Annotated in this window: 1 protein-coding gene; it reads left to right on the plus strand. The window is 63.2% G+C overall.

From position 1 onward, the window contains the following. Positions 1 to 706 (plus strand): CoA transferase (locus tag RJ1_RS45130; RefSeq protein ID WP_143169628.1); only part of this gene is annotated, 706 nt, incomplete at its 5' end. Positions 707 to 720 lie beyond the last annotated feature (14 nt).

Consider the following 720-nt stretch of genomic DNA (forward strand, 5'->3'; position numbering starts at 1 on the left):
CAGCGCAATTGTCGCAGCGCAGGCCCTTTCGGCGGCGTTGTTCGCCCGTGAACGCACCGGGGAGGGGCAGCACATTCGCCTGTCGATGCTCGAGGCGGTGCTCTCGTTCCTGTGGGCATCGGACATGGGCGCCTACACATTCCCGGACCAGCCCGTCCCGCTGGAGAAGGGCGGGAGTTTCATCGACTTGATCTACCAGACCGCGGACGGCTACATCACCGTCGCCACCAACAGCAACGGTGAATGGCAGAGCATGTGCAGAGCCCTCGATCACGCGGAGTGGATCGACGACGAGCGGTTCTCCACCCCGGTGGGCCGATCGAAGCACATCAACGAGCGCCTCGAGATGATCCAGGAAGTACTCCTGACCAGGACTTCAGCTGATTGGTTGACCGTGCTCGACACCTTCGACGTGCCGGCCGCTCCGATCCTCACACGGGCCGAGGTCATCGAACACCCGCAGGTCAAGGCCGCCGAGATTATTGTCGAATCGACTCACCCCGTAGCCGGACGCGTGCGGCAAGCCCGGGTTCCCGCGAGGTTCCTCGGCACCGTTCCGGATGCGCCGAGGGGTGCACCGCTGCTCGGCCAGCACAACGCCGAGATTCTTGCCGAATCGGGGTTCACGGCTGAAGAAATCGCCGAACTTGCGGCAACCAGCATTATCGGATCCGAGCAGGGCGCCGTTGTCGGCGTCACTGTCTGAAAGGAAAGACACTA

The sequence above is a fragment of the Rhodococcus jostii NBRC 16295 genome (assembly GCF_001894825.1).
Classification (GTDB): Bacteria; Actinomycetota; Actinomycetes; order Mycobacteriales; family Mycobacteriaceae; genus Rhodococcus_F; species Rhodococcus_F jostii.